The organism is Burkholderia sp. LFS061 (assembly GCF_047978125.1).
GTDB lineage: Bacteria > Pseudomonadota > Gammaproteobacteria > Burkholderiales > Burkholderiaceae > Burkholderia > Burkholderia pyrrocinia_C.
The window spans coordinates 1-25,745 of sequence record NZ_JBFPFS010000016.1 but is presented as its reverse complement, the minus strand read 5'-3'; the positions used below and the strand labels follow the sequence as shown (position 1 = coordinate 25,745).

At 68.3% G+C, this 25,745-nt stretch carries 24 protein-coding genes and 2 pseudogenes; 11 read left to right on the top strand and 15 right to left on the bottom strand.

The window, feature by feature from the left end; translation table 11 throughout:
* Window positions 1-119 precede the first annotated feature (119 nt).
* Both ACNQQL_RS16450 and ACNQQL_RS16445 read left to right on the top strand, forming a co-directional pair.
* Window positions 120-428 (top strand): ArsR/SmtB family transcription factor, encoded by a 309-nt coding sequence (locus tag ACNQQL_RS16450; protein WP_034180436.1) that lies wholly within the window; start codon window positions 120-122, stop codon window positions 426-428.
* A gap of 82 nt (window positions 429-510) precedes the next feature.
* Entirely contained in the window at window positions 511-1,572 is a 1,062-nt protein-coding gene (locus tag ACNQQL_RS16445; RefSeq protein WP_347064748.1) for an alkene reductase, read from the top strand.
* Between the two features lie 18 nt (window positions 1,573-1,590).
* Here the strand turns inward: ACNQQL_RS16445 and ACNQQL_RS16440 are convergent, their stop codons facing one another.
* The gene (locus ACNQQL_RS16440) at window positions 1,591-2,118 is read right to left on the bottom strand and encodes a GNAT family N-acetyltransferase (RefSeq protein ID WP_347064747.1); all 528 of its coding nucleotides are present in this window, start codon (window positions 2,116-2,118) and stop codon (window positions 1,591-1,593) included.
* Window positions 2,119-2,205: 87 nt separating this feature from the next.
* Between ACNQQL_RS16440 and ACNQQL_RS16435 the strand changes: the two genes are divergently transcribed.
* Window positions 2,206-2,817 carry a LysE family translocator gene (locus ACNQQL_RS16435; protein ID WP_347064746.1) on the top strand — a complete coding sequence of 204 codons (612 nt, stop codon included), beginning with the start codon at window positions 2,206-2,208 and terminating at the stop codon, window positions 2,815-2,817.
* 207 nt (window positions 2,818-3,024) lie between these two features.
* On the opposite strand, the gene ACNQQL_RS16430 is transcribed toward ACNQQL_RS16435, so the two are convergent.
* Complete coding sequence (locus tag ACNQQL_RS16430) at window positions 3,025-3,468, bottom strand: hypothetical protein (protein ID WP_072442521.1); 444 nt, start codon at window positions 3,466-3,468, stop codon at window positions 3,025-3,027.
* Window positions 3,469-3,818: 350 nt separating this feature from the next.
* Here ACNQQL_RS16430 and ACNQQL_RS16425 point away from each other — a divergent pair.
* Window positions 3,819-4,355: pseudogene (locus tag ACNQQL_RS16425) on the top strand (alpha/beta hydrolase family protein); the annotation flags it as partial.
* On the opposite strand, the gene ACNQQL_RS16420 reads toward ACNQQL_RS16425, so the two are convergent.
* Window positions 4,352-5,272, bottom strand: a complete 921-nt coding sequence (locus tag ACNQQL_RS16420; protein WP_347064745.1) for a phosphatidylinositol-specific phospholipase C — start codon at window positions 5,270-5,272, stop codon at window positions 4,352-4,354. The pseudogene ACNQQL_RS16425 and the gene ACNQQL_RS16420 overlap by 4 nt on opposite strands.
* 6 nt (window positions 5,273-5,278) lie before the next feature.
* Here ACNQQL_RS16420 and ACNQQL_RS16415 point away from each other — a divergent pair, with 6 nt between their 5' ends.
* The gene (locus tag ACNQQL_RS16415) at window positions 5,279-6,301 is read left to right on the top strand and encodes a LacI family DNA-binding transcriptional regulator (RefSeq protein ID WP_347064744.1); all 1,023 of its coding nucleotides are present in this window, start codon (window positions 5,279-5,281) and stop codon (window positions 6,299-6,301) included.
* A gap of 32 nt (window positions 6,302-6,333) precedes the next feature.
* Here the strand turns inward: ACNQQL_RS16415 and ACNQQL_RS16410 are convergent, their stop codons facing one another.
* From ACNQQL_RS16410 to ACNQQL_RS16360, 11 genes and pseudogenes are all read right to left on the bottom strand, one after another.
* Window positions 6,334-7,194: a carbohydrate ABC transporter permease gene (locus ACNQQL_RS16410; protein WP_347064743.1), complete on the bottom strand. Its 861-nt coding sequence runs from the start codon at window positions 7,192-7,194 to the stop codon at window positions 6,334-6,336.
* On the bottom strand, window positions 7,191-8,060 hold the full coding sequence (locus tag ACNQQL_RS16405; protein WP_152865218.1) for a carbohydrate ABC transporter permease: 870 nt from the start codon (window positions 8,058-8,060) through the stop codon (window positions 7,191-7,193). Before ACNQQL_RS16405 ends, ACNQQL_RS16410 begins: the two co-directional genes overlap by 4 nt.
* Window positions 8,061-8,094: 34 nt before the next feature.
* Window positions 8,095-9,332: pseudogene (locus ACNQQL_RS16400) on the bottom strand (ABC transporter substrate-binding protein).
* Window positions 9,333-9,519: 187 nt separating this feature from the next.
* Window positions 9,520-10,728 (bottom strand): porin, encoded by a 1,209-nt coding sequence (locus tag ACNQQL_RS16395; protein ID WP_347064742.1) that lies wholly within the window; start codon window positions 10,726-10,728, stop codon window positions 9,520-9,522.
* A 166-nt stretch (window positions 10,729-10,894) separates the two neighbouring features.
* A complete protein-coding gene (locus ACNQQL_RS16390; protein ID WP_347064741.1) occupies window positions 10,895-11,833 on the bottom strand; it encodes a helix-turn-helix domain-containing protein in 939 nt (312 codons plus the stop codon).
* Window positions 11,834-11,901: 68 nt separating this feature from the next.
* Window positions 11,902-12,489: a DUF3156 family protein gene (locus ACNQQL_RS16385; RefSeq protein WP_347064740.1), complete on the bottom strand. Its 588-nt coding sequence runs from the start codon at window positions 12,487-12,489 to the stop codon at window positions 11,902-11,904.
* Complete coding sequence (locus tag ACNQQL_RS16380) at window positions 12,486-13,988, bottom strand: APC family permease (RefSeq protein ID WP_347064739.1); 1,503 nt, start codon at window positions 13,986-13,988, stop codon at window positions 12,486-12,488. The genes ACNQQL_RS16385 and ACNQQL_RS16380 overlap by 4 nt, the downstream gene beginning before the upstream one ends.
* Window positions 13,989-14,174: 186 nt before the next feature.
* Entirely contained in the window at window positions 14,175-15,515 is a 1,341-nt protein-coding gene (locus ACNQQL_RS16375) for an aspartate aminotransferase family protein (protein WP_347064738.1), read from the bottom strand.
* Between the two features lie 63 nt (window positions 15,516-15,578).
* On the bottom strand, window positions 15,579-17,081 hold the full coding sequence (locus ACNQQL_RS16370; protein ID WP_347064737.1) for an aldehyde dehydrogenase family protein: 1,503 nt from the start codon (window positions 17,079-17,081) through the stop codon (window positions 15,579-15,581).
* 162 nt (window positions 17,082-17,243) lie between these two features.
* Window positions 17,244-17,984 (bottom strand): helix-turn-helix transcriptional regulator, encoded by a 741-nt coding sequence (locus ACNQQL_RS16365; RefSeq protein ID WP_347064736.1) that lies wholly within the window; start codon window positions 17,982-17,984, stop codon window positions 17,244-17,246.
* A gap of 141 nt (window positions 17,985-18,125) precedes the next feature.
* Window positions 18,126-19,007 carry a neutral zinc metallopeptidase gene (locus tag ACNQQL_RS16360; RefSeq protein WP_034180453.1) on the bottom strand — a complete coding sequence of 294 codons (882 nt, stop codon included), beginning with the start codon at window positions 19,005-19,007 and terminating at the stop codon, window positions 18,126-18,128.
* Window positions 19,008-19,410: 403 nt separating this feature from the next.
* On the opposite strand from ACNQQL_RS16360, the gene ACNQQL_RS16355 reads away from it, so the two are divergent.
* From ACNQQL_RS16355 to ACNQQL_RS16335, 5 genes are all read left to right on the top strand, one after another.
* Window positions 19,411-20,202, top strand: a complete 792-nt coding sequence (locus tag ACNQQL_RS16355) for an SDR family oxidoreductase (RefSeq protein ID WP_347064735.1) — start codon at window positions 19,411-19,413, stop codon at window positions 20,200-20,202.
* A gap of 185 nt (window positions 20,203-20,387) precedes the next feature.
* Entirely contained in the window at window positions 20,388-21,398 is a 1,011-nt protein-coding gene (locus ACNQQL_RS16350) for a LysR family transcriptional regulator (RefSeq protein WP_347064734.1), read from the top strand.
* Window positions 21,399-21,499: 101 nt separating this feature from the next.
* Complete coding sequence (locus ACNQQL_RS16345; RefSeq protein WP_347064733.1) at window positions 21,500-22,192, top strand: hypothetical protein; 693 nt, start codon at window positions 21,500-21,502, stop codon at window positions 22,190-22,192.
* An 89-nt stretch (window positions 22,193-22,281) separates the two neighbouring features.
* Window positions 22,282-23,589 carry an MFS transporter gene (locus tag ACNQQL_RS16340; RefSeq protein WP_072442408.1) on the top strand — a complete coding sequence of 436 codons (1,308 nt, stop codon included), beginning with the start codon at window positions 22,282-22,284 and terminating at the stop codon, window positions 23,587-23,589.
* Between the two features lie 49 nt (window positions 23,590-23,638).
* Window positions 23,639-24,340 (top strand): DUF2848 domain-containing protein, encoded by a 702-nt coding sequence (locus tag ACNQQL_RS16335; protein WP_347064732.1) that lies wholly within the window; start codon window positions 23,639-23,641, stop codon window positions 24,338-24,340.
* 97 nt (window positions 24,341-24,437) lie between these two features.
* Here the strand turns inward: ACNQQL_RS16335 and ACNQQL_RS16330 are convergent, their stop codons facing one another.
* The gene (locus ACNQQL_RS16330) at window positions 24,438-25,418 is read right to left on the bottom strand and encodes an NAD-dependent epimerase/dehydratase family protein (RefSeq protein ID WP_347064731.1); all 981 of its coding nucleotides are present in this window, start codon (window positions 25,416-25,418) and stop codon (window positions 24,438-24,440) included.
* 99 nt (window positions 25,419-25,517) lie between these two features.
* Between ACNQQL_RS16330 and ACNQQL_RS16325 the strand changes: the two genes are divergently transcribed.
* On the top strand, window positions 25,518-25,745 hold a 228-nt coding region (locus tag ACNQQL_RS16325; RefSeq protein ID WP_347064730.1), incomplete at its 3' end, for a LysR family transcriptional regulator.

Genomic DNA, 25,745 nt, shown 5'->3' with positions numbered 1-25,745 from the left:
CACGCCTACCGCTATCAACCCCATAGCTAGCAATGTTTTCAAACATATCGTCAAATTACGATATATGATTCGCCCATCGACGATACCCGTCTGCCCGACCGAAAACACCTGCTCCATCCATGCCGACCGAAATCGACATCGACGCGATCCTTAAAGCGCTGTCCAACCCTGTGCGCCGTGAAATTCTCAACTGGCTGAAAACGCCGGGCGAGCATTTTCCGGCGCAGACGCTGCCGTACGATCACGGCGTCTGCGCGGGACAGATCGACGCGCGCTGCGGGCTGTCGCAGTCGACCGTCTCCGCGCACCTCGCGACGCTGCAGCGCGCGGGGCTCGTGACGTCGACGCGGATCGGCCAGTGGGCGTTCTTCCGGCGCAACGAGGCCGTCATCGACGCATTTCACGACGCTTTGCGCCGCGATCTCTAGCCAACCGGCCGTATCGGCCACGCGGGCCCGCGTTGCGCATGACGCGACGGCGCGCCCGCCTTTCGTGAAGAGGTTATTTGCCATGCCCACGCTGTTCGATCCCGTTACCCTCGGTGAACTGACTCTGCCGAACCGCATCGTGATGGCGCCGCTCACCCGCTCCCGTGCGGGCGCGACGCGCGTGCCGAACGCACTGATGGCCCGCTATTACGCCGAACGCGCGTCGGCCGGCCTGATCATTACCGAGGCGACCTCGGTCACGCCGCAGGGCGTCGGCTACGCGGACACGCCCGGTATCTGGTCCGATGAGCAGGTCGAAGGCTGGAAGCAGGTGACGCAGGCCGTACACGCGGCCGGCGGGCGCATCGTGCTGCAACTCTGGCACGTCGGCCGGATCTCCGATCCGGTGTTCCTGAACGGCGACCTGCCGGTCGCGCCGAGCGCGATCGCCGCGGGCGGGCACGTGAGCCTCGTGCGCCCGCAGCGTCCGTACGTGACGCCGCGCGCACTCGAACTCGACGAAATTCCGGGCATCGTCGCCGCGTACCGAAAGGGTGCCGAAAACGCGAAGGCGGCCGGCTTCGACGGCGTCGAGATCCACGGCGCGAACGGCTACCTGCTCGACCAGTTCCTGCAGGACAGCACCAATCGCCGCACCGATGCCTACGGCGGCCCGATCGAGAACCGCGCGCGCCTGCTGCTCGAAGTGGTCGACGCGGCGGTCGACGTGTGGGGCGCCGGCCGTGTCGGCGTGCACCTCGCGCCGCGCGGCGACGCGCACACGATGGGCGATTCCGATCCGGCGGCAACGTTCGGCTATGTCGCGCGCGAACTCGGCCGCCGCAAGATCGCGTTCATCTTCACGCGCGAATCGTATTCGGGCGACCACTTGAGCCCGCGCCTGAAGGAAGCGTTCGGCGGCCCGCTGATCGCGAACGAGCAGTTCACGCCCGACACCGCGCAGGCCGCACTCGCGAGCGGCAGCGCCGACGCGATCGCATGGGGCAAGCTGTTCATCGCGAACCCCGACCTGCCGCGCCGCCTCGAACTCGGCGCATCGCTGAACAAGCCGGTGCCGGAGACGTTCTACGCGGAAGGCGAAACGGGCTATACCGACTACCCGGCGCTGAGCGACGCGGCCTGACGGCCGGGCAGCACGTGTTCAGGCGCGCACGTCCGCGCGCATGAACACGCGCTGCGTCTCGTCGAGCCCGCGCGCGACGTGATGCGCGCGGACCGCGCGCAGCGTATCGTCGAGCGACGCGTCGTCGATGATCAGGAAACCGAGGCGCGTGTAGTACGGCGCATTCCACGGTGCATCGCGGAACGTCGACAGCACGACCTGCGCGATACCCTGCTGCACCGCGCGCGCCGTCACCTGTTCGATCAGGCGCGCGCCGATCCGCTGTCCGGCATGCGACGGCGCGACATCCAGTTCCTCCAGATACAGCCGCTGCGCATCGAGCAGCCGGTAGAACGCAAACCCGACGCACGCGCCCTGCGCATCGACCGCGACAATCGCGCGGCCGCCGTCGATGCGTGCGAGCACGTCGGCCGTATCGGTCGGCTCGCCATCGGCGATGTCGGTCATGCCGATCTCGCGAAACCGCTGCGCGGCGGCGACTTCCACGGCGGCCATCGCGGCCGCGTCTTCCCGCGTGGCGGGACGGATCAGGATCGATGCAGTCATGACGGCAATTCAGGCAGGCAGTCTGGAACGGCCGTCACTATAATCGAAACTTCATACGTTTCGAATGCCCCGCCCACGAGGTCCGTCATGACGTTGTCCGCGCTTGCCGTCTTCGCCTTCGCCCTGCTCGTCACCGCCGGCACGCCCGGCCCGAGCGTCGCCGCGCTCGTCGCGCGCGTGCTGACGAACGGCGTGCGAGACGTGTTGCCGTTCCTCGCGGCGATGTGGTTCGGCGAAGCGCTGTGGCTCACGCTCGCGGTCGCCGGGCTGTCCGCGTTCGCACGCACGTTCGAGACGGGCCTGATCGTGCTGAAGCTGCTCGGCGTCGCATACCTGCTGTTCCTCGCGTGGAAGATGTGGACCGCACCGACCGGGACGGGCGCGGACGACCTGCCGCGCGGCCAGTCGCCGTGGCGCATGTTCGTCGCGGGCATGCTGGTCACGCTCGGCAATCCGAAGATCATGCTGTTCTATCTTGCGCTGCTGCCGACCATCGTCGATCTGACGCACGTGGGCGTTCTCGCGTGGGCCGAACTCGTCGGCACGATGCTCGCGGTGCTGATCCTCGCCGACTGCTTCTGGTCGCTGCTCGCGGTGCGTGCGCGGGCCTTCCTGACGTCGGCGCGCGCGAAGCGGATCGCGAATCGCACGAGCGCGGCCGCGATGGCGGGTGCGGCGGTGGCGATCGCGACGCGGTGATACGGTATCGCGGCGTTGCCGTGGAATCCGGCCATGCCTGATGTACGGGGAACACGACCTCCGTGAGCGCGGATCTTCCCCCCGGTCACGCAGGCGCTTCCTCAAGCGTCGATTGTCGGCGAGCCATGCCACCAGCACGACGACAGCCGCGGCGATCGGGCTGGTTCGTTCAGAACGGCCGTCGCTCAACCTGGTAGTACCGGGCGCTCAGGTCTTTCCGTTCAATCCTGGCTTTTCGCGGACCAATACATAGAGACACATCTTCGGTGAAGCCCCCCTCGGACCGTTCCCGCATGCCAATTTCTGACCACTGTTGGTGTCTGTGAAGCCGGTCCTGAAAAAATCGATGGCCTCTTGTTCCATGAGATCGAAAGCGTTACTCACATTGATGGCATCTTCCTCGTATACCGGAACCATCCATGTGTAATCGGGCTTGTTGACTTGGTGATCCTTCAGCCGGGCTTCCTTATTGCTGGTGACGCCGATATAGAACATGTCGTATTTTTTTTGTCTGGCGAAATGACTCAACACCTGTTGCAAGTGAAAGACCACAACGCCGTATTGCATGACGCCCTTGGTACCGGCACCCCGGTGAACAATGTCCCTGTTCAGCGCAAGTTTCTTATGCTCCGGGTAAAGTTTCAAAACCATGATTGACCTCCACGAGTGATGAAGCTTCAATAGGCTGAAACTATCGTTCATTCGGTCAAAGTCTGGATGACTAAAAGTCTCGCGACCCTCAAGCTTTGGGAAGCCGGCCGGATGAATACTCATAAGAATGCACGAGTCACGTATTCGCGTCGACAGGAAATGAACCAGGGCATGATCAATTGCGATCCACGTGCTCCGGACTAGGGACGTTTCTTCCACCGTTTGAAGAATGAGTGCTCTTTTGCCCTGGAGGCAACAAGCACTCGATGAAGAACAGACGCTCCATCGTCGGCGCGACACGTTCGGCGGCATGGATCCGGCCGACGCACGCCGGCTCGGCGGCCCGCCGCGCGCCCGACGCCGCTCGAATCGATCCCGCCCGGATCGGCTTCTTCGGTTTTTCGCGCGGCGGCTATACGGGCCTCGTGCTGGCCGGTGCCAATCCGGATTTCGTGCACGCGCGGGTGGCCTGCCCGGACCCGACCTGGCTGATCTGCAAGCAAATCCGCGATCATGACCTGCCACGCCAGCCGCTGACGCACGATCCGCGCATCAAGGCCTACGTGCTCGCCGACCCGCTCGACGAATTCCCGAGCGCCGACACGCTGAAAGATATACATGCGCCGATCCAGCTATGGGCATCCGAATCGGGCGGCGACGGCGTGGAGCCGGAAACGATCCCCGCGCTGGCTGGCTTGCTGCCGCAGCGGCCAGAATTCCACGTCGTTCCGAACACCGCGCATTTCGCGTTTGTCGCGCCGTGTTCCGACGCATTGAAACAAATTGCGCCGCGGATTTGCATCGACGCAAACGGATTCGATCGCGCCGCTTTTCACCGAACGCTCGACGCAAAGGCGCTCGCGTTCTTCACCGCGAAGCTCCATTAACAGCGAAACGCCTTGCGCCAGACGGCCGGCGCCCGCGCATGGTCGTTGCACTCGATCAGCGCGCGCACCAACGCCCAATCGTCGTCATCGCAGAAATCGAGCAGCATCGCGCCACACGGGCCGCGCTGCTCGTGCAATCGTTCGGCCAGCCGCGCATGAATGCCCTGCACCCTGCCATCGCCATGCGCGACCGTCGACGGATTCGCGCCCATCCCCGTCCCGCTGCAGAAGTTGATCGCCCAGCGGCCGCTTTCCGGTGTCGGCAGGTGCGTGAGCAGCGCGTCGATCGCACGCCACTTCCAGCCGATCGACGCAGCCACCGGCACGCGATATTCGTCCTGGATCACGAACGCGCCGTCGGGATGATCGATCGTGAACGTCGCGTTGTCGGGCCACGCGGTCAGGTCGATGCCGAGCGGCCGGCCGCTGCGAAAGCGCCGCAGCAGCACGACCGCGCCGCGCACGTCGCCGAGCGCGGGCAGCGTGCCGCCGGCATGCCAGCGCAGCCGCGGGTGGCGCGCGCGATGCGCGTCGAACGTCGCATCGAAGCCGCGCGTGCACGCATGCGCCGGCCATTCGTCCTTCACCGACATCACGACGCATTCGCGCGGATGCGCATCGAGAAAGCGCGAGCAGGTTGCCAGCACGTCGTCGAACGTCATGCCGAGCGCAACGCCGCCGTGATGGATGTCGAACGCATCGCGCACGTGCCGGCAGCGGATGTCGAGCAGCCGCACGCCGTGCGCGAGCTGCGCATCGAGCGGCGCGCGCTGCGTGCGAACGAGCCGATCGTCGACCGTATACGCACAGGTGTCATGGCTACCCGGTAGGGTCAGCGTATGCAGCAGCCGCGCATCGTCGAGCGCCGACATCCAGTCGGCGGGCGGCGGGCACGTATCGTGGCTCGAACGGATCATGACTCAATGAATGACAAGGAAAGAAAACCGTGGGTAACGGCGTCGGACGTCGCGGCGCGGGCCGGTGTATCGCGCTCCGCGGTGTCGCGCGCGTTTTCGCCGACGGCGAGCATCGCGCCGCAAACGCGCGAGCGCGTAATGGTCGCCGCGCGCGCGCTCGGCTATCAGGTCAACCTGATCGCGCGCGACATGATCACGCAGCGCAGCAGCATGATCGGCGTCGTGACGGCCGGCTTCCAGAATCCGTTTCGCGCGCGGCTGCTGACGGACCTGATGGCCGCGCTCGGGCAGCGCGCACTCACGCCGCTCGTGACCAACGCGGAAGATCCGCGCCAGGTCCGGCAATCGCTCGAGCAACTGCTCAGCTACCGGATCGCGGGCCTCGTGATGACGTCCGCGTCGCCGCCGCTGTCGGTGGCGCAGCAGTATCTCGAACACCGGATCCCCGTCGTGATGATCAACCGCGACGCGAACCTGCCGGGCGCGGATGTCGTCGTCAGCGACAACGCGGCAGGCGCCGCTCATGCGGCGCAGCGGCTCGTGCGGGCCGGCGCGCGCCGGCTCGCGTTCGTCGGGCCGCGCGGCGCGAGCTACAGCGCGCAGTCGCGCGCCGCGGCGTTCGAGCATGCGATCGGGCGCGGTGACGCATTCGACGCGACGCTCACGCGCGTGCTCGACACGCCGTCCGACACGCATGCATGCGGGATCGACGCCGCACGGCAACTGTTCGCGTCCGGCGAACTGCCCGACGGCGTGTTCTGTTCGTCCGACCTGCTCGCACTTGGCGTGATCGACGCCGCGCGCAGCGAATTCGGGTTGCGCGTGCCGGACGACCTGCGCGTGGTCGGCTTCGACGACATCCCGGCCGCTGAATACGACGCCTATCGGCTGACGACGTTCCGGCAGGACACGCGCGGCCTCGCGCACGCCGCGGTCGACCTGCTCGCCGACCGGATGCAGACGTTCGACGGCCCGTCGCGCACGCGTGTCGTGCCGGTCACGCAGGTGGTGCGGCATAGCTGCGCATGACACGGTGAAATCGGGCGCGGCGTTGCCGCACGTCACTTCAACCCGCCCGCGAACCCGCGCAACAGGTAGCGCTGCACATAGCCGGCCACGGCCAGCGTGGGCAGCGACGCCATCAAGCCCGCGCTCATCAGGTCGCCCCAGTCGATGCCGTTCTCCGTCACATAGCCGGCGATCGCGAGCGGCAGCGTGAAGCGGCTCGGCGTCGACACGAACAGCAGCGCGATCAGGAACTCGTTCCACGCGGCGATGAACACGAAGATCGCGGTCGCGATCAGCCCCGGCGCGCACAGCGGCAGCACGATCTGCACAAGCCGCCGCGCGAGCCCCGCGCCGTCGATGCAGGCCGCTTCCTCGTATTCGACCGGTACGTCGCGCACGAACGCGAGCAGCATCCAGATCGCCATCGGCAACGCGTAGATTTGATACGCGAGCATCAGGCCGAGCGTCGAATCGAGCAGGTGCAGCCGCTTCGCGAGCGCGAACAGCGGCACCGCGATCGTGATCGGCGGCATCAGCTTCAACGCGAGTACCAGCACCAGGAACAGCAGGTCGAGCCGTGCCGGAAACCGCAGCCGCACGAGCGCATACGCGGCCGGAAACGCGAGCGCCAGCGCGAGCAGCGTCGTGCCGAATCCGACCAGCAGCGAATTGAAGAGCGGCGCGCCGATGCCGTTGGACCACACCGACGCGAAATGCTCGAAGGTCGGCGCGGCCGGCCAGATCCGCAACGGATGATCGAGGCGCTCGAGCGTCGGCATGAAGGCCGCGCCGGCCATCCACAGGCACGGCAACAGCAACAGCGCGAGCGCGGCAATACGCAGCGCCCACGGCACCGCGCGATCGAATGCGGCGCCCGTTCGCGTGCGTGAGATGCCCGAGGGTTGCGCCGTCATGCGCGCCGCTTGCGAACCGTCTGCCATACATACCCCGAGACCAGCAGCGCGGACGCCGCGAGCATCAGCACCGACGCGGCACTCGCTGGCCCGACGTTGAAGAAGCGGAAGCCCGTGTCGTAGATATAGGTCGACAGCGTCTGCGTGGCGTTGCCGGGGCCGCCGCCCGTCAGCGCATAGACCTTGTCGAACAGCTTGAACGTGTCGATCGAGCGCAGCAGCAGCGCGAGGCCGATCTGCGGCGCCGCGAGCGGCAGCGTGATGTCGCGCAGGCACTGCCACTCGCTCGCGCCGTCGGTGCGCGCGGCTTCGTACAGTTCGCCGGGAATCGACTGCAGCCCGGCCAGCACGATCAGGAACGCCATCGGCGTCCACTGCCATACGTCAACGAGCGCGAGCGACCACAGCGCGAGATGCGGATCGGACAGCCAGCGCACGCCTTCGATGCCGAATGCCGCGAGCAACTTGTTCAGGAATCCGTCGAAGTTGAGCCAGTTGCGCCAGATCGCGGAGCACACGAGCGTGGACAGCATCATCGGCAGGATCGCGAGCGGCAGCGCGATGCGGCGCCCCGGAAACGCGCGCACGAACAGCAGCGCGAGGCCGAAGCCGAGTGCGACCTCGGCGAGCGACGCCACGATCGTGAAACGCAGCGTATTGCCGAAGCCGGCCGTGAACGCGTCGTCGCCTAGCACCGCGCGATAGTTCGCGAGCCCCGCGAACGCGCGGCGGCCGGCCGCGTAGTCGACCCGGCAGAACGAGTCGATCAGCACCTGCGCGACCGGATACAGCGCGAGCGCGGCGAGCACCAGCAGTGCGGGACCGAGCAGCGCAACGAACGGCAGGCTGCGGCCGAAGGCTTTCATGCGCGGGTTCCGGGCGACGTATCGAGGCGGGCCGTCACTTGCCGGCCGCGGCCATCGCCTGCGCGATCTTCTGCTGCGCCTGGCGCAGCGCGGCGTCGGGCGTGGTCTGCCCGGTCAGCGCGAGCTGGAGCTGGTCGCCGAGAATGCTCTCGACCTGCTGCCAGTCCTTCACGCGCGGCCGCGCACGACCGGCCTCGAGCGCCTTCAGTTGATCGGGATACCAGCGGTACTGGCGCACCAGCGCCGGATCGGCGAACACGCTGCGGCGGGTCGGCGGAATGCCGATTCCGGCGAGGCGCGTCTGCGTGTCGCGGGCGGTCAGGTAAGCCAGGAAGTCCTGCGCGAGCTTCGCGTGCGGCGCGTCCTTCGGAATGCCCATCTGCCAGATGCCGAGCATCGGCGCCGGGCCGGCGGTCTGCCCGGGCGGCGGCTGCAGCGCGATCTGCCCGACCACGCGCGACTGCTTCGGATCGTCGAGCGCCGGCACCCATGCAGGCCACACCTCGATCGACTGCGCGGCCGTGCCGCGCTGCAGCGCATCGCGCACTTCCGCCGCGCCGTATACGTCGACGTCCTTCGGCGCGGACGCCTTCAGCGCGAGGAACGTCTTCAGCGCGGCCTGCGCTTCGCGCGAATCGATCGTCACGTTGCCGGCATGGTCGAACACGTCGCCGCCGTAGGCCCACAGGATCGGCAGGAAGCCGGTCACGACCGGGTTGCCCTTCGTGCCGCGAAACACGACGCCCGACACACTCTTGTCCGCGCCGCCGACGGTCTGCGCGATCTTCAGCACGTCGTCCCAGTTGCGCGGCGGCTGCAGCTTGTATTTCGCGAGCAGGTCCTTGCGGTACGCGAACATCTCGACGTTGCCGACGATCGGCAACGCATACAGCGCGCCGGCCGCGTTGCGGCCGAGCGCGACGGCGGACGGCACGAGATCGGCGTCCGCGAGCGATGCGGGCAGCGGCTTCAGCCAGCCGTTGCCGATGAATTCGGGCGCCCACGTGTCGTCCATCATCACGAGGTCGTACGCACCGGTGCCTTCGCGCATCGAAAGCTTGAGCTTCTGGTACAGGTTCGCGTTCGGCAGCTTGAGCAGCTCGATCTCGGTGCCCGGGTGCAGTTTGTTGAAACCGGCGACGGCGTCGGCCAGCCCCTTGCCGTAGATGTCGTCGCGGCCTGCGATGACGAGATCCGCGGCAACGCGTGCGTGGCGGCGAAGGACAGCGCAAGGGCGGCGGACAGCGCGCGCAGGCGGCTCAGCAAGGTCATGGGGTCTCTCTCGTTCGGCGTGGTGGCGGGACAGCCGGGCGTTGCACACGTGTGCAACGCGGGCGACGCTTCCGGCTGCCTGAAGCGAACGCCATTGTTCACGCCGATCGTTAAGAATTTATGGCACGCGGCGGAAGAGGCAGCCGCCGGGCCCGGCCACCCCGCCCGCCCGATCGCCGCGGCGCCGTCAGAAGTTCACGCGGATTCCGGCCATCACCGCCAGTTGCCGGCTCGAGTTGCTGTTGGCGAGCACCGGAATCTGCGCGTAGTTCACCGCGTTGCCGTTCGCGTCGGTGCCGAGCCCCGTTCCGCTCGCGATCTGGCCGATCGCGACCGCGTACAGCGCCGTGCGCTTCGACAGGCTGTAGTTCGTGCCGACGTTCAGCTGGTGGAAACGCGTCGTGCCGCGCCCGTCGGTATGCGCGGCGTTGAAGATGTACGCGACGCCGCCCTGCAGCGCGGGCGTGAACATGTACGTGACGTTCAGCTCGCCGATGTCGAACGTGAACGCCTGCGTGCGCGGCTGTGCGGCAGTCGAGAAATAGCGGCTGTCGCCGAGGCGCGTATGCGTGTACGTGAGTGCGACCGTCGCCGCGCCGAACGTCACCGAGCCGCCCGCGCCGAACGCGCGCATCGAGCCGGCGTCCTGCAGCAGGCAATACATCGCGCCCGGATTGCTGCACGCGAAATCGCCGATATAGCCGCTCGCGCCGCCGAGCGCCGCATCGAGCGGCTGGTGCAGGTCGAGGTAACCGACCGAGAACGCCACCGGCTCGCGCGTGTACGTCGCGGCCACCGCATAACCGCGTTTCGCGGAAAAGTCGCCGGCCTGCCCGCCGAAGCTGAACGTGCCGCCGAACGTGAGGCCGCTGAAATCGGCGCTGGTGAACTTCACCGCGTTGTTGAAATTGAACGCGGCGTTCAGGTTATCGACGTCGCCGAGATGCGAACCGTACGGCGTCGCCCAGTTGTTGCTCGACACATAGGCGCCGAGCATGTCGGTGTACGAGTCGTATTGCCGGCCGAGGCCGAGCGTGCCGATCCCGTCCTGGCGCAGCCCGACCCACGCCTGCCGGCTGAATGCGGTGCCGCCCTGCAGCGCCTGCCCGTTCGCGGACAGGAACTGCTGTTCGAGCGTGAACACCGCGTCGAGCCCGCCGCCGAGCGGCTCGGCGCCCTGGAAGCCGAAGCGGGACGGCACGAGGTTGCCGCCGCCCATCTGCCACGCATGGCCGCCGCCCGTGCTGCCGTCGGCGCGCGTGAACTGCTGGTTCGTCGAGTAGATGACACCGGTGTCCACGGTGCCGTACAGCGTCACGCTGCCGGAGGCCTGCGCATGCGCGTGCATGCAACCCAGCGTAGCCGCGGCCGCGGCCAGTCGTCGTCCGATCTTCATGTCCCGTCCTCTGATGTCGTCGATTCGCAGTGCAAACCGATCGTGTTGGCGATAGGGGTGACGGGACTCTATCCAGCGAAAATTCAGGACCTCTATCGCAAATCGGCAAACGATGGATCGCGCTGCCCGCGACGATGTCCGACGACGCCGTCGCGGGGCGCGTGCGTCAGTCGGGACGCGCCGTCTGTGAAGGCAGCTCGCCGAACAGGTCGCGATACTCGCGCGCGAAATAGCCGAGATGCGTGAAACCCCAGCTCGCGGCGGCCTCGCCGACGCCGAGCTGCTGTACCGGCGTCGTGCGCAGCATGCGCCGCACCGCGTTCAGCCGGATCGTGCGCAGATAGCCGACCGGCGTGACGTCGGCAACGCGCTGGAAGCTGGTTTGCAGCGTGCGGCGGCTGCAGCGCAGCGCGCGGCACAGTTCGAGCACGGTGACGGGTTCTTCGGGCCGATCGCGCAGATGCTTCTCGCAGCGGCTCACGATGTCGCTGTAGGTGGCGTGCGTGATGTCGCGGCGCTCGACGCCGATGCCCTGTTCGAGCGCATCGAGGAACATGCCGAGCATCGCGTCGCGGAACATCCTGCGGGTGGCTGCGTATTCGAGGTGGCCCGGGTTGCGCTGCGCATCGTCGATCAACGACGACAGACGCACGCCGAGCGCGACGCCCTGCTCATCGGACAGCCGCGTCACGTGCCGCAGCTTGCGCGCGCCTGCCGCGCCGAATTCGGCCTCGCACAGCTCGTCGACCATGTCGGACGCCGCGCTGATCCCGACGAGCCCCATCCCTTCCGGCGTATGGAATTCGAAATCCTCGCCGGCGCGCAGCGCGAGCAGCGCATAACCGTCGACCGGCTGGCCCTGGAACGTGCCCGCGAGCGGCACGGACAGCGGCACCGCGAGCGACGTGCGTCCGGCCGGCGCGAGCCCGGTTTGCGCGACGCGCCGGTTGGTCGTTTCGCGGAAGAAGTGGAAATCGTCGTACAGCACCTGCGTGACCGTGCCCCTGAAGCGGCCCGGCGTCATCTGGCGGTAGACCTGATGCCAGCCCGCGATCGCGAGCCCGTGGTCGTGCACGTCTTCGTGCGAGCGTGACTGGAACAACATCGGCGCCTCCGGTAAAACCCTGATTCCTGGATGCGACCGAGGCGTTCGCCCCGCCGCAACGCCACAGCTTACCCGCGCAAAAACCTGCGCAGTGCCGTTTCGAACGCAAGACAGGCCGCCGACAGCGCAACAGCCTGCTCGCCGGTCAGCCGAACGTAGCGGCGAAACGACGGCATCCGGTTCACGACCTCGCTGCCGCCGAACGGCACGATCGCGAGCGTCCAGCGGCCGTCGCGCGCGTCGATCGCGCAGTCGGTCAGGTGCAGCGGCCGCAGCGCATCGGCCAGCAACGGCTCGGCGACCAGTGCGGCCACCGTGTCGACGAATCCGAAGTCGCATCCCGGCGCGGGCGCCGCATCGACACCCGTGCGGCGCAGCCAGCCGGTCTGCCGCACGCGGGCGCTGCCCTGCACAGCCGGGCCGTGTACGGTCACCGTCACCTTCACGCTGACCGTATGCATCAGGAACTGGCGCTCGACGCGCTCTTCGACGTTCACGCACACGCCGTTCGGTAGCCTTGCCGTCCGACTGCCCACACCGTCGGCATCGCGCACGGCATGCAAATCGGCGAGCACGCGCGCGGCGATCGCGCCGGGCCGATGGCCGGGCGGCGGCGCATCGGGCGCCGCACGCCACCAGGCGAGCGCGGCCTTCACGACGCGACGTGCTCGTTGCGCAGCACTTCCTCGACCGGCACCGGCTTGAACGGATGCCGGCGCTGCACGACGAGCGTCCAGAACAGCGCGTACAGCGCGGTGAGCCCGAGCATCGCGCCGAACGGCACGTAGATGTCGCGCGCGTTCATGCCGGGCGGCGTGATGTACCAGATCGCGAGCACGATGCCGACGCTCGACACGATCTGCGGCAGCGGGAACAGCGGCGAACGGTACGGGCGCGGCAGGTCCGGGCGGCGGATGCGCAGCATCACGACCGACGCGGTGACGAGCAGGTACGCGGTGCCCCACGCGCAGGTCGCGGCAAGCACGAGATGCAGGATGCTGTCGAGATTGCCGTTGATCAGCCATGCATGGAAGATCGGCACGACCGCCGCCACGACGATGCCGACCACCGGCGTCTTGAAGCGCGGATGCAGGTACGCGAAGCAGCGCGGCAACGCGCCGTCGATCGCCATCCCGTACAGGATCCGCGGCAGCCCGGCCATCAGCGTGTTGATCGTCGCGGCGCCCGCGAACAGGAATGCGATGCCGAACCAGATGCGGCCGAACGGGCCGAGCACCTGCAGCGCGAACGCGGGAATCGCGCCCGGCGTGTCGAGCAGGTGCGTGAGGCCGTCGGGGCTCACGGGCACGTTCGCGACCTGGCGGCGGATCGCCGCGCCGTACAGAAACATGCAGATCGCGACGCCGACGAGGCCGATCGTCATCGCGTGCGGAATCGTGCGGCCCGGCGCCTTCATTTCCGGCGCGAGCGGCGTGACGAACTCGCAGCCGACGAACATGAACATCGCCATCCCGACCAGCGACAGCACGGCCGGTACCGACGTGCCAACTTCCGAGCCGCCGAACCAGCCGTCGAGATGCACGGCCGGCGCGGCCGCGAGCCCGAGGATCCCGAAGATCATCAGCGACAGCCACATGCCGGCCGTCAGCACGATCTCGAGCTTGCTGAACACCTTGATGCCGATAATGTTGGTGATCGCGAACGTGACCACGAGGCCGACGCCGACGAGCCAGGAGCTGTTGTGCTTCTCGAACGCGGCGTTCAGCGATTCGAAATTGACGAGCGCCATGATGCCGCTCAGGATCGTCTCCGCCGTGCCGGCGAACACGTGCACGAGGAAATACGCGGAAATCGTGCCGGTGATCGCCCAGAAGCGGCCCAGCCCGCACGACAGGTAATCGTAAGCCGAGCCGGCCGTCGGCAGCATCGCGGCGGCTTCGGAGAACGTGGTCGCCTGCGCCTGCATCATCACGAACGCGATGATCATCGCGACCGCGAACGCCCAGCCGCCCATCCCGAAGCCCGACGTCGCGGTGAGAATCACCGGGCTTGCCATGATGAGGCCGACGGCGCTCGCCAGCGCGGTCGGAAAGCCGACCGCGCCCGCCTTCAGTGCGGTGCCGCCGCCGCCCTCGGCCGGCGTGCCGGCGGACGTATCGCCCGCGGCGCCGGTAACTTCTGACCATCCCGACATCGTTGTCTCCTTCCCTTGTTGACCTGAACCCGAGCTTCGGCACCCGGGCCCCCTGTCGATCACACCTCGATCCGATGTCGAAAAAATACGCAGGCAAAATAAACCGGTCATAGCGCAAATCGGCAAACCGGCGGCGGCAAGGCTGCCCGACGCCGGTTCGCGGTCACGCAATCATGCCGTCATCCGTCACGCGAACGGCACGGCCTCGAAGCCCGCCGCGAGCGCGTCGACGATCCGGTCGAGCTGTTCGCGCTGGATCACGAGCGGCGGCGACAGGATGATCTTCGTGCCGACCGGTCGCACCAGCACGCCGTTCTCGCGCGCGACTTCCGCGACCGCGTTCGCATAGCCGGACAGCGGGTCGATCGGCTCGCGCGTCTCTTTGTTCGCGACGAGGTCGAGCGCGAGCATCAGCCCCTTGCCGCGCACCTCGCCGACCGCCGCGAAGCGTTCCGCGAACGGCTGCAGCGCTTCGAGCAGATACGCGCCCTGCTTCGCCGCATTTGCCGGCAGGTCTTCCTTGACGACGATGTCGAGGCTCGCGATCGCGGCCGCGCACGCGACCGGGTGGCCCGCATACGTGTAGCCGTGCATGATCGCGCCGCCGAAGTCCGCATTCGCGGCGAACGCGTCCTCGATCCGCGCGTTCACGACCGTCGCGCCGAGCGGCACATAGCCCGACGAGATGCCCTTCGCGAGACACATGATGTCCGGGCGCACGCCCCAGCCGCGGCTGCCGAACATGCTGCCGCTGCGGCCGAAGCCCGTCACGACCTCGTCGGCGATCAGCAGCACGCCGTAGCGATCGCACACCTCGCGCACGAGCGGCCAGTAGTTGGCCGGCGGCACGATCACGCCGCCCGCGCCCTGGATCGGCTCCGCGATGAACGCGGCGACCGTGTCGGGGCTCTGGAACTGGATCTCGCGCTCGAGCATTTCCGCGCAGATCCGGCCGAGTTCCTCCGGATCCTGCGTGAACGGGTTGCGGTACAGCCACGGCGTCTCGACGTGGAAGCAGCCGGGCAGGTTCGGCTCGTAGTTGCGGCGGAACACCGTGTTGCCGTTCACCGATGCGCCGCCGAAGTGCGTGCCGTGATAGCCCTGCTTCAGCGAGATGAACTTCGTGCGATCGGCCTGGCCGCGCACCTTCCAGTACTGGCGCGCGATCTTCAGCGCGGTCTCGATCGCGTCGGAGCCGCCCGAGCTGTACAGCACGCGGCGCATCCCTTCCGGTTCGAGCATGTCGATCACCTTCTTCGACAGCTCTTCCGCACGCGGATGCGAGATCCCGTCGAACAGCTGGAAGTATTCGAGCTCGTCGAGCTGGCGCACGATCGCGTCCTTCACTTCCTTGCGGTTGTGGCCGACGTTCACGTTCCACAGGCCCGCGACGCCGTCGACGAGCTGCCGGCCCTGTTCGTCGAATACGTAGCAGCCGTCGCCGCGCACGATGCGGATCGGCTTGCGCTGCTTCATTTCGTTCGGGTGCACCATCGGATGCCAGAATTTTGCTTCGTTGTAGCTCATTGCAGTCTCCACTGTCGGATCGTTTGAACCTGGGTTATTCGGGGTCAAGATTCGCGCCGCGCGTCAGTGCGCGATGCAGACGGATTTGGTTTCGGTGAAGCCTTCGATCGCGTACTGGCCGAACTCGCGGCCGATGCCCGATTGCTTGTAGCCGCCGAACGGCATCGACGGGTCGAGCGGGATATGACAGTTCACCCACACGGTGCCGGCCTCGATCTGCGGCACGAGATTCATCACGCGCTTCAGGTCGTTGCTCCAGATGCTCGCGGCGAGGCCGTACGGCGACGCGTTCGCGAGGCGCACGGCGTCGGCCGCGTCGTCGAACGGCACGACGACGATCACCGGGCCGAACACCTCGTCGCGCACGATCGCGCTGTCCGGATGCGGATCGGCGATCACGGCCGGCTTCACGAAATAGCCGGGCAGGTCGTCGGCCGGCGTGCCGCCCGCAAGGAACGTGAGGCCGGCGCGGCGCGCGCCTTCGATGTGCTGGACGACCTTGTCGCGATGGTGCGCGGAGACGAGCGGGTTGATCTGCGCGGTCGTGTCGAGGCCCGCGCCGAGCTTCATCGACTGCGCGACGCCCGCGAGGCCGTCCGCGAGCTGCGCGAACTTGCTGCGATGCACATAGATGCGCGACGCGGCCGCGCACACCTGCCCCTGGTTGAAGAACGCGCCGGCGGCGACGCCGTCGAGCGCCTGCGCGACGTCGATGTCGTCGAGCATCACGATCGGGTTCTTGCCGCCGAGTTCGAGCGAGAAGCGCGTCATGTTCTGCACGGCCGCCGCGCCGACCAGCTTGCCGGTCGCGGTCGAGCCCGTGAACGAGATCTTTGCGATCGACGGATGGCTCGCGAGCGCGGCACCGCACGTGCGGCCGCCGGTGACCACGTTGAACACGCCGGGCGGCACGCCGGCCTCGCGTGCGAGTTCGGCCAGGCGCAGCGCGGTGAGCGGCGTTTCCGGCGACGGCTTCAGCACGATCGTGCAGCCGGCCGCGAGCGCGGGAATCAGCTTCCACACCGCGATCATCAGCGGGAAATTCCACGGCACGATCGCGGCGACCACGCCGACGGGCTCCTTGCGCGTATAGGCCGTATAGCGCGTGCCGGGCGGGAACGGGATCGACACGTCGAGCGTCTGGCCGGTGATCTTGGTCGCCCAGCCGGCCATGTAGCGCACGTATTCGACGCTCGCGCCGACCTCGATCGCGCGCGACACGTGGATCGACTTGCCCTGGTTCAGCGTTTCGAGCTGCGCGAGCGTTTCGGCGTCGCGTTCGATCAGGTCGGCGAGCTTCAGCAGGATGCGTTCGCGGTCGGCCGGACGCAGCCCGCTCCACACGCGCGTGTCGAACGCGTACTTCGCGCTGGCGACCGCGCGGTCGACGTCGTGCTCGTCCGCATCAGCGACCGTTGCGAGCCGCTCGCCCGTCGCGGGGTCGTACACGTCGAGCCGCGCTGCCGCGTGCGCGGGCTGCATTTCACCGTCGATGAAGAGGCCGAAATCGCGCGCAACGAAGGTGCGCACGGTGTCGCTGACGGCGACGAAGTTCGTGGTGCTCATAGGCGTCTCGATGATTGTCGTGGCTGGACCGCGTGCGCGTGGGCACGCGGGCGTCGGACCACTGTATCGACGACGGATCGCGCTCGGTGAGCGCAAATTGGCAGCGCGTGGGGTGCGCTTGCAGTTGCAAACAACGGACCGCGTAATCGGCAACGAAAGGCGTTACAGGAACAGCGCCCCGACCAGCTCGGTGCGGTTCGACACGCCGAGCTTGCGATACATGCGCATCAGGTGCGTCTTGACGGTCGGCTGGCCGAGCGCGAGATCGCGCGCGATCTCCTTGTTCGAACGGCCGTCGCGCACGAGGCGCGCGATCTGTTCCTCGCGGTAGGTCAACCGTTCCTCGCAACCGATCCGGTGAATCCCGCGCCGCGTGCGCAGCAGCGGGCTCAACGCGACTTCGGCGACAGGCTGCAGCCGCACGAGCGCATCGATCTCGCCCGGCGCGAACCGGCCCGCCGTGCTGTTCCCTGCCGCACCTCCGCCCGCTTCACCCATTCCGAAGCGCAGCAACGAGAACGCGCCGACCGTGCGGCTGGCATCGCGCAGCCAGATTTCAATGACGTCGGCCACGTCGTGCCGCCGCAGGAAGCGGGTCCAGTACGCGGACGCCTCGCGTCTTTCGTCAGGCAATTGGGAAGCGAGCGTGACGACCGCGCGCTCACCCGCCGCGCAACGCGATGGATGCAGCGGATCGAGCATCCGGTAGCGCGCGACATAGGTGCGATGCATCGACTCCGGCATCCCGAACAGCTCGAAATCGGCCGGTTCGCCGCTCTGGTCGAGCCGGTAGAACACGATCGCGGACGGGCTCGCGAACGCGTCGAACGCGTCCACGCACGCGCGCAGCGCACGTTGCCAGTCGGCGGCGTCCTGATCGGCGGGAACGGATGGGGTCGGCACGGAGGAATCGGCTGGCGGGCGAAGGCGTCGAAGTTCGGGCCAGCCTACCGGCGCCGAAAAGCGCCGGTGAGCACAAATCGGCAAATCGTCCCGGTCTGGCGGATTCGGCCGGTGTGGCCGGGACGATGCGGGCGCCTTCTGTCAGCGCGCGTTCGCGGCGAACGTGTCGCAGGCGCTCACCTCGCCCGCCTCCATCCCGCGTCGCAGCCAGTACACGCGCTGGTCGCTGCTGCCGTGCGTGAAGCTTTCCGGCACGACATAACCCTGCCCTTGCTGCTGCAGCCGATCGTCGCCGATCGCGGCGGCCGCCTTCAGCCCCTGCTCGAAATCGCCGGGTTCCATCAGCCGCTGGTTCGCACGCTGTGCGTTGTTCGCCCACACGCCGGCGAAGCAATCGGCCTGCAGCTCCATCCGCACCGACAGCGCGTTCGCGCGCGCCTGGCTCGAACGCCTGCGCGCGGCGTCGACCTTGTCGGAAATGCCGAGCAGGTTCTGCACGTGATGGCCGACTTCGTGCGCGATCACGTAAGCCTGCGCGAAATCGCCGCCCGCGCCGAAACGCTTGCGCAGTTCGTCGTAGAAACCGAGATCGATATAGACCTTGCGGTCGGCCGGACAGTAGAACGGCCCCATCGCCGTCTGGCCCGTGCCGCATGCGGTCGGCGTCGAGTTCGTGAACATCACGAGCTTCGGCGGCTCGTACTGCCCATGCAGCTGGGTGTTGAACACGCCCGTCCACGTGCGCTCGATATTGCCGAGCACCTTGCGCGTAAACACCGAGCCCGGATCGTTCGCCGGCGCGCCCTGGCGCTGTGCCGGTGCGGGCTGCGCCTGCTGCTGGCGGCCCTGCAGCGCCGATGCGCCTTCGAGCACCACGCGCGGGTCGATCCCGAAGAAATACGACGCGGCCAGCGCAACCACGATCGTGCCGATGCCGATCGTCGCGCCGCGCCCGCCGCCGAAACCGCCGGCGCCGCGGCGGTCCTCGACGTTCATGCTTTCTCTTTCGTCATCCAGCCTCATTGCCGGCCCCTCCCTTCCTTGTCGATGGTCCGGCCGCGCCAGCGCGCAACCGGGCGATACCCCGTGGTGACACGATCCATCGGCAGACGCGATGCCTGCGCATCGGGCGCATGCTCGCGCCGATCCCGCCGGCCTGCCGCTCCGCACGCACGACGGAATCGGCCGGCCGACGCGCCGCGCGTCGATGCGCGCGCTCGCCCGCGCTATTTTGCCGGGCTTTCGTGACTTATCCCAAAAATGTGGAGGATAGAGCGATTCGGCGCCGGACATCGTCAGCTTTTGCAAAATGGACCACGGCCGTAGCGGCGGGCCGGACGCCGTCCGCATTCATCCTTTCGGCTGATACCGGCGCTCGCCCGCGCCGCCTAAAGTGACCGGCAACGCCCCCCTTCCGGAGAACGACATGACGCACCAGCAACCCCGCACGATCGCGATCACCGGTGCGGGCACCGGCATCGGCGCAGCATGCGCGCGCCGCTTCGCCGGCCGCGGCGACCGCGTCGTGCTGATCGGGCGGCGTCAGGCGCCGCTCGACGCGCTGGCCGCCGAAACGGGCGGCCTCGCGCTAGCCGGCGACGCCGCGAGCACCGCCGACTGGGCCGGCTTCCTGCCGCGGATCGCCGAACGCTTCGGCCGCGTCGACGCGCTCATCGCGTGCGCAGGCGGCCACGGCGTCGGCCGCGCGGACGCAACCGGCGACGCGCAGTGGCGCGACGCGATGCACGCGAACCTCGATACCGCGTTCGTCAGCGCGCGTGCGTGCCTGCCGGACCTGATCGCGCAGCGCGGCAGCATCGTGCTGGTCGCGTCGATCGCGGCGCTCGCGGCCGGGCCCGGTGTGTGCGGCTATACGGTCGGCAAGCACGCGCTGCTCGGGCTCGCGCGGTCGCTCGCCCGCGACTACGGCCCGCACGGCGTGCGTGCGAACGCCGTGTGCCCGGGCTGGGTCCGCACGCCGATGGCCGACGCGGAAATGGAACCGCTGATGGCCGCGCACGGCGACACGCTCGACGATGCGTATGCACGCGTCAGCGCCGACGTGCCGCTGCGGCGCGCAGCCGATCCGGACGAAATCGCGGCCGTGTGCGCGTTTCTCGCGTCGCCCGATGCATCGTTCGTGACCGGCGCGACGCTCGTCGCGGACGGCGGTGCGACGGTCGTCGACGTGCCGACGCTCGCGTTCGACAAGCTTTGATGCGCGAGGGCACGCCGCCCGCGTGATGCGTCGCTGCGGACGGCGTTCCGTGCGACGTCCTCCGGCACTCCGACGCCCGCTACGGCACGCTCACCGCGCCGCCCACTCGTTTCCCGCTCCAAAAATCCGCTACCATCGACCGATCCCGCCGCCCCGCCCGGCGCCGCCTCACCGCTCGGACTTCGATGAACATCCGGTTTCTTGAAACCTTCGTCTGGCTCGCGAAGCTGGAAAACTTCCGGCTGACCGCCGAAAAACTGCACACGACGCAAGCCGCCGTGTCGAGCCGCATCGCATCGCTCGAAGAGGCGTTCGACGTGCGCCTGTTCGACCGCAACACGCGCTCGGCCACGCTCACGCCCGCGGGCCGGCGCATGCTGGCCTATGCCGAGCGAATCGTGCGGCTCGACGGCGAAATGCGGCGCGACATCGACGCAGCGAGCGATGCCGGCCTGATCCGGATCGGCGTGATCGAGTCGATCGTGCACAGCTGGTTTCCAGCGCTGATGGCGCAACTGCGCGAGCGCTATCCGCGGCTCGACGTCGAGATCACGAGCGACACGACACTGCACCTGATCCGCCTGCTCAGCACCGACGGCGTCGACCTGATCCTGCAGACCGATCCGGTGCCGGGCCCCGATTTCACGAACCTGCCGCTGTGCGAATTCCCCGTGCGCTGGGCGGCAAGCCCGCGCCTCGGGCTCGGCGGCCAGCCGCTCGACGTCGCACGCCTCGCGGAATTTCCGATCATCAGCTTCTCGCGCCACTCGGGGCCGCACGCGACGATCGAGCGGCTGTTCGCTGCCGTCGAGCGGCCGGCCAGCATCAACTGCATCACGTCGGTCGCCGCGATGATCCGCCTCGTCGCCGACGGCCTCGGCGTGGCTGCGCTGCCGCCCGCGATCATCGGGCGCGAGCTGCACGAAGGCGCGCTCGAACTGCTCGACGTCGAACCCGAATTCCCCGCGCTGCCGCTCGTCGCGACATACCGCAGCCAGGGCCTGCCGGTCGCCGCACGCATCGCGGAACTGGCGAGCGAGATCGCGCGCGCGAAGCCGGCCGCACCGGCCAGCCCCGAAACAGTCGAAGCATCGGCCGCCCGTACGGCGAACAAAATAAAGACAACAGCGAAGCGGCCGGCGAAATCCGCGCCCCCCGCGGCTACGCCGGCCAAACGCCGCCCGCGCCGCTCATAAGAAAACCTGTTCACCGCGAATTTGTTTTCTTGTTGGACGGGCGCGGCCCGTCTTCGGGAAACTGCGGTTCCTGACACACCCCCGTCACGAGGAACCCCGCGATGACCCGCCTTTCCCTTCCGCACGGCCAGCTTTGCGTCTGGACGGATATCGACCCCGCGCACGAAGCCGATTTCAACGCGTGGTACGACCGCGAGCACATGCAGGAACGTGTCGCGATTCCCGGCTTCACGCACGCACGGCGCTTTCGCGCGACCGACGGCGGCCCGCGCCAGTATCTCGCGCTGTACGTGACGGACACGCTCGACGTGTTCCGTAGCGACGCGTACCGGCGCGCATTCACGCAGCAGACCGCGTGGTCGCTCGCGAACTTCGAACGGATGACGGGCACGCAACGGCGCGTCGGCGAACTGACGATCGAGGCCGGCGACGGCGAAGGCGCGCATCTCGCGCTGTTCGTGCTGCCGCCGGAACGCATCGACGTGCTGCAACTGCGCGAGCGCTTCGACGCCGCGCTGCAGGAACCAGGCATTCACGCGGCGCGGCTCTTCCGCACCGCGCCCGAGCTGTCCGCGCCGATCGGCGCCGATGCGGCCGCCCGCCCGGCCGCCGACGCGCTCGTGCTGATCGAAGGCAGCGACGCGGCCGCGACACGCCGCGTGGCCGCCGCACTCGCCGGGCACGACGACGTACGCACCTTCGACCTGCTGTGGCGCGCCGCCGCGCCGCTGCCGGTTGCGCGCCGCGACGCGGAAGCCGAAGCGGAACCGGCCGCCGCCGCGCTGCCTGCCTGAACGCCGACGCCGGCCGCGCCGCTTCCGCACGCGGCCGACGCGTCGGCCCCGCGCTTGATCCCGTTCTCCGTCACGACAGGCCCGAACCCATGAGCACTCTCGCCCAGCCCGCCGCCCACGCGCCCCGCCGCGTCCGCAACAGCCGACTCGCGACCGCGAGCATGATCGGCACGTCGCTCGAGTGGTACGACTTCACGATCTACAACACGCTCGCCGCACTCGTCTTCAACCACCTGTTCTTCCCGTCGGTCGATCCGCTGGCCGGCACGATCCTCGCGTTCTCGACCTATGCGGTCGGCTACGTGTCGCGCCCGCTCGGCGGCTTCGTGTTCGGCAATCTCGGCGACCGCATCGGCCGTCGCGCGGTGCTGATGCTCACGCTCGTGCTGATGGGCGTGACGACCGCGCTGATGGGTGCGCTGCCGACCTATGCGCAGGCCGGCATCCTGAGCCCGATCCTGCTCGTCGCGCTGCGCTTCGTGCAGGGCGTCGCGCTCGGCGGCGAATGGGCCGGCGCGGTGCTGCTGTCGGTCGAGCATGGCGACCAGAACCGGCGCGGGCTGTCCGCGTCATGGACGCAGATGGGCCCGTCGTTCGGCACGCTGCTCGGCACCGGCTGCATCGCGCTCGTGACGCTGTCGACCACGTCCGCGAACTTCCTGTCGTGGGGCTGGCGCGTACCGTTCGCGGCCAGCGCGCTGCTCGTCGTGTTCGGTTTCTGGCTGCGGCGCGGCGTCGACGAAACGCCGCAGTTCGAGCAGCTCGCCGAATCGCATGCGACCGCCGAGGTGCCCGTCGCCGACGTGCTGAAGTACCACTGGCGGCGCCTGCTGATCGCGGGCGGCGCGCGGATCGGCTCGGACGTGCTGTATGCGCTGATCGTCGTGTTCACGCTGACCTACGTGACGACCGTGCTGCACCTGTCGCGCCCCGTCGCGCTGACGGCCGTGATGGTCGGCACGGCCTGCAACGCGCTCGCGGTGCCGTTCTTCGGCGCGCTGTCGGACCGCTTCGGCCGCCGGCCCGTGTATCTCGCCGGCGCGATCGCCGGTGTCGTGTGGGCGTTCGTATTCTTCGTGATGCTCGATTCGGCGCGCCCCGGTGCGATCGTCGCGGCCGTCGCGATCGGCCTCGTGATCCATGCGGTGATGTACGGCCCGCAGGGTGCGTTCGTGACCGAACAGTTCCCGACGCGCGTGCGCTATGCGGGCTCGTCGCTCGCGTACACGCTCGCCGGCATCGTCGGCGGCGGCTTCGCGCCGCTCGTGATCGCCACGCTGTTCCGGCAGACGGGTACGACGACGGCCGTGTCGCTGTACGTCACCGCAGCGCTCGTCGTCACGTCGATCGCACTCCTCGCCGCGCGCGAAACCGCGCACCGGCCGCTCGCGGAATGAGCGCCGCCGCAAGCCGATTCATTCCTTCGCACTTCAAACGGATATCCGCATGCAAGCCCTGTCGTTCAACGTGATTTCCCGGCAACGCGCGCCTGCCGCCGTCGACGTCGAGATCGAGCGCGTCGTGATTGCCGGCTGGGCCGGCCGCGATCCGGCGGCGATCCGCGCGCACATCGACGAACTCGCGGCGCTCGGCGTCGCGCCGCCTTCGACCACGCCGTGCTTCTATCGCGTGTCGTCCGCGCTGCTTACGCAGGCGCCGTCGATCGGCGTACTCGGCGCACGCTCGGGCGGCGAGATCGAATGCGTGCTGCTCGACAGTCCAGCCGGCACGCTGGTCACGGTCGGCTCCGATCATACGGATCGCGAAGTCGAGGCGTATGGCGTCGCGGTGTCGAAGCAGGTGTGCGCGAAGCCGCTCGGGTGCGATGCGTGGCTTTACGCGGATGTCGCCGATCACTGGGATGCGATCGAGATGCGCTCGTGGTTGGTCGCGCGTGACGGCGAGCGGATTGCATATCAGCACGGCACGGTTAGCGGCCTGCTCGCGCCGGACGCGCTGTGGCAACGCTTCGACGACCGCCGCACGATGCCCGCGCGCTGCGCGATGTATGGCGGCACAGTCGCCGTGCATGGCTCGATCGCGGCGATGGGCGACGGCGACGCGTTCGAGATGGAACTGCACGACCCGGTGCTCGGGCGCAGCCTTCGGCACCGGTATGCGGTCGAGGTGTTGCCGGTCGTGGCGTGACGGGGAACAGCGGGCCTGACGGATGCCGAAGTGAAAGGCGTGCACGCATGCTTTCATGCCCGCACGTTTCGTTCGCCTCAGCCTCTCGCGCCGCCGTTCACCGCAAGCACCCCAACCCCGCCAGCGTCGCCTCCACCGCCGTATCGAGCGGCGTCAACGGCTCGCGGCCGAGCACCGCCGTCACCCGCGCGTTGTCCATCCTGAGCGGCTCGCGCCACAGATAGCGCATCTCCAGCATCTCGCGCAGCGTCGTGACGAACGGCGCCGCGGCCCACACGAGCCACCACGGAAAGCGCCGCACGGCAGGCCGCATTCCGTGCCGCTGCGCCACGCGACTGATGGCCTCGGCCATCTGCGTGCCGTCCGCGTCCCAATGCCCGCCGAGATGGAAGCGCGCAAACGGCTCCAGCGTGTCGCGCCGCTCGATCAGCTCGACCATCGTGCGCGCGACGTCCGGCAGATACGCCCACTGATGGCCAACGCCAGGTCGCCCCGGCACGCTGATGGTCGAGACAGGTCGCCCCGGCTTGATCAGCCCCTGCGCAAACCAGTTGTTGCCGGCACGCGCCCCGAAGAAATCGCCCGCGCGCACGACGATCGTGCGGACGCCCTGCGCGGTCGCTTCCTGCAGCCGCCGCTCGAGTTCGACGCGGATCGCGCCCTTGCGGGTCGTCGGATGCTGCGGTGCGTCTTCGCGCAGCACCGGAAACGCGTCGGCGCCGTAGTTGTAGACCGTGCCGGGCAGCACGACGGTCGCCTGCGCCACCGTCGCCGCCGCGATCGTGTTGTCGATCATCGGCAGCACCTGCGTCGGCCAGTTCCGGTATCCGGGCGGGTTCACCGCGTGCACGATCACGCTGCAGCCGCGCGCGGCCCGCACCACCGCCTCGCGATCCAGCGCGTCGCCGCTCATCCATGTGATGCCGTCGCGCTCCACGACATCGGCGTCGAGCCCGCGCTTGAGCGCGCGCACCTGCCAGCCGGCATCGCGCAACTGCCGCGCGACTTCCCCGCCGATCCCGCCGCTCGCGCCGAGTACGAGTGCCTGTCGTTGCGTCGCACCTGCGTTCGTCGTCATTGCCGTTCTCCTTGAATGAAACCGTCGTGAGATGCATTCTGGCGGGCGGAAGGCTAATAAGGAATTGCCTAGTATCGGATATCAGCTATACATTTATGTATGACCACCGATCTGAACTGGGAACGCTACCGCACCTTCCTCGCGGTGCTGACGGAAGGCTCGCTGTCCGGCGCGGCACGCGCGCTCGGCATCACGCAGCCGACGGCCGGCCGCCACGTCGCGGCGCTCGAGGCCGCCTTCGGCCAGACACTGTTCACGCGCTCGCCGTCGGGCCTGCTGCCGACCGAGGCAGCGCTCGCGCTGCGCGGCCATGCGGAGGCGCTGCGC

Excerpts from the sequence above, each read along its gene's own strand:
- ACNQQL_RS16440 (WP_347064747.1), bottom strand. The coding sequence starts at position 2,118 with ATGACTGCATCGATCCTGATCCGTCCCGCCACGCGGGAAGACGCGGCC.
- ACNQQL_RS16390 (WP_347064741.1), bottom strand. The coding sequence starts at position 11,833 with ATGTTGTTCCAGTCACGCTCGCACGAAGACGTGCACGACCACGGGCTC.
- ACNQQL_RS16415 (WP_347064744.1), top strand. The coding sequence starts at position 5,279 with ATGAATGACAAGGAAAGAAAACCGTGGGTAACGGCGTCGGACGTCGCG.
- ACNQQL_RS16450 (WP_034180436.1), top strand. The coding sequence starts at position 120 with ATGCCGACCGAAATCGACATCGACGCGATCCTTAAAGCGCTGTCCAAC.
- ACNQQL_RS16375 (WP_347064738.1), bottom strand. The coding sequence starts at position 15,515 with ATGAGCTACAACGAAGCAAAATTCTGGCATCCGATGGTGCACCCGAAC.
- ACNQQL_RS16340 (WP_072442408.1), top strand. The coding sequence starts at position 22,282 with ATGAGCACTCTCGCCCAGCCCGCCGCCCACGCGCCCCGCCGCGTCCGC.
- ACNQQL_RS16335 (WP_347064732.1), top strand. The coding sequence starts at position 23,639 with ATGCAAGCCCTGTCGTTCAACGTGATTTCCCGGCAACGCGCGCCTGCC.
- ACNQQL_RS16330 (WP_347064731.1), bottom strand. The coding sequence starts at position 25,418 with ATGACGACGAACGCAGGTGCGACGCAACGACAGGCACTCGTACTCGGC.
- ACNQQL_RS16360 (WP_034180453.1), bottom strand. The coding sequence starts at position 19,007 with ATGAGGCTGGATGACGAAAGAGAAAGCATGAACGTCGAGGACCGCCGC.
- ACNQQL_RS16370 (WP_347064737.1), bottom strand. The coding sequence starts at position 17,081 with ATGAGCACCACGAACTTCGTCGCCGTCAGCGACACCGTGCGCACCTTC.
- ACNQQL_RS16345 (WP_347064733.1), top strand. The coding sequence starts at position 21,500 with ATGACCCGCCTTTCCCTTCCGCACGGCCAGCTTTGCGTCTGGACGGAT.
- ACNQQL_RS16350 (WP_347064734.1), top strand. The coding sequence starts at position 20,388 with ATGAACATCCGGTTTCTTGAAACCTTCGTCTGGCTCGCGAAGCTGGAA.
- ACNQQL_RS16395 (WP_347064742.1), bottom strand. The coding sequence starts at position 10,728 with ATGAAGATCGGACGACGACTGGCCGCGGCCGCGGCTACGCTGGGTTGC.
- ACNQQL_RS16430 (WP_072442521.1), bottom strand. The coding sequence starts at position 3,468 with ATGGTTTTGAAACTTTACCCGGAGCATAAGAAACTTGCGCTGAACAGG.
- ACNQQL_RS16380 (WP_347064739.1), bottom strand. The coding sequence starts at position 13,988 with ATGTCGGGATGGTCAGAAGTTACCGGCGCCGCGGGCGATACGTCCGCC.
- ACNQQL_RS16445 (WP_347064748.1), top strand. The coding sequence starts at position 511 with ATGCCCACGCTGTTCGATCCCGTTACCCTCGGTGAACTGACTCTGCCG.
- ACNQQL_RS16405 (WP_152865218.1), bottom strand. The coding sequence starts at position 8,060 with ATGAAAGCCTTCGGCCGCAGCCTGCCGTTCGTTGCGCTGCTCGGTCCC.
- ACNQQL_RS16355 (WP_347064735.1), top strand. The coding sequence starts at position 19,411 with ATGACGCACCAGCAACCCCGCACGATCGCGATCACCGGTGCGGGCACC.
- ACNQQL_RS16435 (WP_347064746.1), top strand. The coding sequence starts at position 2,206 with ATGACGTTGTCCGCGCTTGCCGTCTTCGCCTTCGCCCTGCTCGTCACC.
- ACNQQL_RS16420 (WP_347064745.1), bottom strand. The coding sequence starts at position 5,272 with ATGATCCGTTCGAGCCACGATACGTGCCCGCCGCCCGCCGACTGGATG.
- ACNQQL_RS16410 (WP_347064743.1), bottom strand. The coding sequence starts at position 7,194 with ATGACGGCGCAACCCTCGGGCATCTCACGCACGCGAACGGGCGCCGCA.